4 protein-coding genes and 1 pseudogene are annotated in these 3,854 nt (G+C 74.3%); 4 read left to right on the top strand and 1 reads right to left on the bottom strand.

The window, feature by feature from the left end; translation table 11 throughout:
* A partial coding sequence (locus AB0I76_RS24680) for an ABC transporter ATP-binding protein (RefSeq protein ID WP_357039882.1) occupies positions 1-1,114 on the top strand: 1,114 nt, incomplete at its 5' end.
* A gap of 99 nt (positions 1,115-1,213) precedes the next feature.
* The gene (locus AB0I76_RS24675; protein ID WP_357039879.1) at positions 1,214-1,909 is read left to right on the top strand and encodes a permease prefix domain 1-containing protein; all 696 of its coding nucleotides are present in this window, start codon (positions 1,214-1,216) and stop codon (positions 1,907-1,909) included.
* Positions 1,910-1,925: 16 nt separating this feature from the next.
* Here the strand turns inward: AB0I76_RS24675 and AB0I76_RS24670 are convergent, their stop codons facing one another.
* Positions 1,926-2,267, bottom strand: a complete 342-nt coding sequence (locus AB0I76_RS24670) for a helix-turn-helix transcriptional regulator (protein WP_357039876.1) — start codon at positions 2,265-2,267, stop codon at positions 1,926-1,928.
* 118 nt (positions 2,268-2,385) lie between these two features.
* Here AB0I76_RS24670 and AB0I76_RS24665 point away from each other — a divergent pair, with 118 nt between their 5' ends.
* Entirely contained in the window at positions 2,386-3,321 is a 936-nt protein-coding gene (locus tag AB0I76_RS24665; RefSeq protein WP_357039873.1) for a DNA primase, read from the top strand.
* A 39-nt stretch (positions 3,322-3,360) separates the two neighbouring features.
* A pseudogene (locus AB0I76_RS24660) lies at positions 3,361-3,854 on the top strand (transposase); the annotation flags it as partial.

The raw sequence follows: 3,854 nt of genomic DNA, 5'->3' as shown, positions 1-3,854 counted from the left end.
GGCAACCGCCCGCGACCGCACGCTGGAGTTGCTGGCCGCCGGGCCGGTGGCGATGAGCCGGGAGCACCGCGCCGGCCTCGCGGTGGACGCGACCGGCGTGCTGGTGGCCGGACTGACCGCCGGCGCGGTGGTGCTGACCACCCTGTCCGCCGGGGTGGACGGGGTGCTGGTCGGTGTCCTGGCGGTCGGCACCCTCGCCGCCGTGGAGATCGCCCTGGCACTGGTCGGGGCCGCCCGGCAGTGGACCGGCCTGCGCGCCGGCCTGACCCGGGTCGCCGCCCTCCTGACGACGACTACGGCACCCGGGACCGACACCGGACCCGGCCCCGTCGCCGGGGTGCCGCTGGACGAGCCGCACCACGTCCGGTTCGAGGACGTCACCGTCCGGTACCGGACCGGCGCCGCACCCGCCCTGGACGCCTTCAGCCTCGACCTGCCGCCGGGCCGGCGGGTCGCCGTGGTCGGGCCGAGCGGCGCCGGCAAGAGCACCCTGGCGGCCGTGCTGACCGGCGCGGTGCGACCGGAGGGCGGCCGGGTCGTGCTGGACGGTCGGGACCTGTCGACGTACCCGGCCGAGGAACTGCCCCGCGCCGTCGGCGGTCTGCTCGCCGAGGCGTACGTCTTCCACGCCACGGTCCGGGAGAACCTGCTGCTCGGGCGGTCCGGCGCGGGCGAGGACGACCTGGCGGCGGCGACCGCCGCCGCCGGCCTGCTGGACTGGGTACGCGAGCAGCCCGACGGCTGGGAGACCGTGGTCGGCGAGCAGGGCGGGCAGCTCTCCGGCGGCCAACGGCAACGGCTGGCCCTGGCGCGGGCGCTCCTCGCCGCGCCACCGGTGCTGGTGCTCGACGAGCCGACCGAGGGCCTCGACCCGGCGGCGGCCGACGCGGTCCTCGCCACCGCCCTCGCCGCCACCCCGGTCGACCACTCCGTCCTGCTGATCAGCCACCGGCTGCACGGGCTCGACGGGCTGGACGAGATCGTGGTGCTCGACGCCGGCCGGGTGGTGCAGCGGGGCCGGCACGCCGACCTGGTGACCACCCCCGGCTGGTACCGGGACCAGTGGCAGCTCCAGGAGGCCGCCGAGCGCGGCTACCTCGCCCTGCGCACGTAAGGAAGGGCACCTTCTTAACGCCGTCGGGGGGCACACGTCGGGGTTCGGCCAGGGTTGTCCCGGACGTCGGCGGGTCGCGTCCCGTGACAGGGTGGGGTCATGCGGGGCGGGGACGACGTACTGGTGGAGGAGCGCCTGCGGGCGCTGGCGGAGCGGCTGCACGGACCGCGGCGGTTGAAGGCCGACCTGTTGACCGAGGCCCGGCACGGTCTGCTGGACGCCGTCGAGGCGTACCGGGAGGGTGGTCTCTCGACCGCGGAGGCCCACCGCCGCGCGGTGGCCGAGTTCGGCACACCCGGCGAGCTGGCCCGGGCATACCAGACGGAACTGGCGGCCGGGGCGCTGCGTGGGCTGTCGCTGCGGGTCCTGGCGGTGGCGGTGACCCTGACCGTCGCGGGCGACCTCACCTGGCGGGGGTCGAGCTGGAGCGAGGGTCCCCGGCCGCCGGCGGGCTACCAGTTGCTCTCGTCGTCGATCAACTGGATCTGGCTGGCCGCCGCCGTGCTCGCCGCTGTCGGGATGCTGCTGGCCGGGCGTCGCGCGACACCCGGCGGCCAGGTGCTCGACACGGTGGTGGGCGCCGGCCTGACCGGGGTGCTCGCCGTCGGGGTGGTCACCGGAGCGGCGCTCCTCGGCTGGTCGTTCGGGATGTGGGACGCCGCGCTGACCTGGCCGCCGTTGCTGATCGGCACGGTGCTGATCGGCGCCGGCCACCTCTGGCTGGGTCGGGCCGCGACCTGCTGGATCCGCGCCGTCCGGCCGGTACGCGCCGACGGCGCCCGGCTCGCCGTCTGAGGGCGGGCTCAGGGGCTCAGGCGGGTGCGGTGGACGCCGACCCGGTGTCGAGGAAGCGGCCGACGGTGCTGCTGAACTCCTGCCACCCGGACCGCTCCCCCGCGAGCGCCCGCCGGCCCTCGTCGGTGAGCTGGTACGTCCGCCGTTCCCGGCCGTTGACCGTGCTCCACGTGCTGGCGACGTGCCCGGCCCGCTCCAGCCGGCGCAGGGCCGGGTAGACGGTGCCGGTGGGCAGGTCGAGCTGACCGTCACTGCGGATGCGCAGCGCGTCGATGACGGCGTAGCCGTGCAGGGGGCCCTGCTCCAGCACGGCGAGCAGCAGCGCGTCGAGGTGTCCGTGCAGCGCCTGGGCCTTCATACGTAGCAAGGCTACTTGTCATCCGGAGGGTCCGCCACCGGGGTGCGGGGTCCGCACCTTCAGGATCGCCCACTAGGGTATGTGCCCGTAGTCACTCGTCGGCGGCGGAGACCGGCGGGTGGGCAACCCGAAGCACACGGAGGTCAGCGTGGCCCGTCAGTCGTCCCCACGGCCCGACGCCGACGAGCCCGAGCTCGACGACGCCAGCGGTCCGGCCGAGTCCGACACCGGAACCGCGTCGGCCGAGGCCGCGCGCGCGCTCTGGGACGAGCTGCGCATCGATCCGGTGGAGATCGCCCTGCCGTCCGGCACCGGCTACACGCTGCGGGCGTACCGGCCGGCGCGGGAGCTGACCCCGACCGACGTCACCGAGCGCGACCAGGACGACCCGTTCCTGGCCCGCCGCCAGGTGGTCGAGGCCGAGGACGCCGACGACGAGGCCGTGGTCATCCTCGACGAGGACGTGGCACAGGAGTTCGCCGAGAGCGACGAGGAAGAGGCGAAGGCCCGCCGCGGGGACAGCGCCGACGACGAGGACTCCGACGTCGCCGAGGAGGACGCGGGCGACGAGGAGGTGCCCGTCTTCCTGAGCCACCGGGGTCGCCTGCTGCTCTTCAAGACGCCTGAGTCGCTGGTCAGTTTCGTCCGTTCCGGCGCGCCGAACGATCTCTCCCAACTGGACAGCTGGAATGAATTGTCCGAACGGGTGGAACCGGCCGACATCGCCCCGCTGGACGAGGACATCTACGAACTCGACCTGGTCGTGGAAAACCTGCGCGGCGGCCGCGACACCTGGGATTCCACCCTGCTCGTCGAGGCCGGCGAGGTGGCCCGCGACGTGGCGTACGCATTGCGCCTGCCCGCGGTGCTGGACATGCTCTCCGCCGGGTCCAGCCTCGACGACCTGGACGAGGCACTGCGCGCCACGATGAACGGCGGCGTCGGCGGATTCCTCGGCCGGCGACGGCTCAAGAAAATCGGGGCACAAACCGCAAGTTTGGGTTGGCGCACCATTGTCGGCAAGATCTCTGCTGTCGTGGACTGGCGCGACTGACCGCTACCAGGGAGCATCAGTCTCTGGCAGAAAAGACCTGTGTCCCGGGAGGAGGACGACGCCGTGGCGCTCGTGCGCGTGTACTGCGGTCTGGCCTCGGCGGATCCGGCCGGCCGACCGGCTTCGGCCGGTTCGAGGCTGACGTCCGCTGTGGTCGACGACGCAGGCCGTCTGCTGCATGTCTGCGAGATCGGTGACGACCCCGCCGGCTACGCCCGGCTGGTCGCGCTGCTCGTGGAGCGCTCGGGCGGGCCGAGCGGTGCGGCGATCGCCGCCGACAGCGACGACCACACCGTCACCTCGCTGCTCAGCGCCGCCGGTCGTCCCCTCGCAATCGCCGACGACGACTCCGTCGACGACTTCGCCGAACGGTTCGCCGACGACGACTCCCTCGAGGAGATGCAGTCCCCGGCGGTCGAGCGTCGGGCCGTCGGCCTCGCCCGCGCCCTCCAGGCGGGCGCCCTCTCCGCGGTGACCCTGCCCGCGCCCCGCGACCTGGCCGGCTACAAGCAGGTGCTGGCCGCCCACGCCGC

The sequence above is a fragment of the Micromonospora sp. NPDC049799 genome (genome assembly GCF_040656655.1).
GTDB lineage: Bacteria > Actinomycetota > Actinomycetes > Mycobacteriales > Micromonosporaceae > Micromonospora.
The sequence above is the reverse complement of the archived record's forward strand: the minus strand, read 5'-3'. Positions and strand labels throughout refer to the sequence as shown.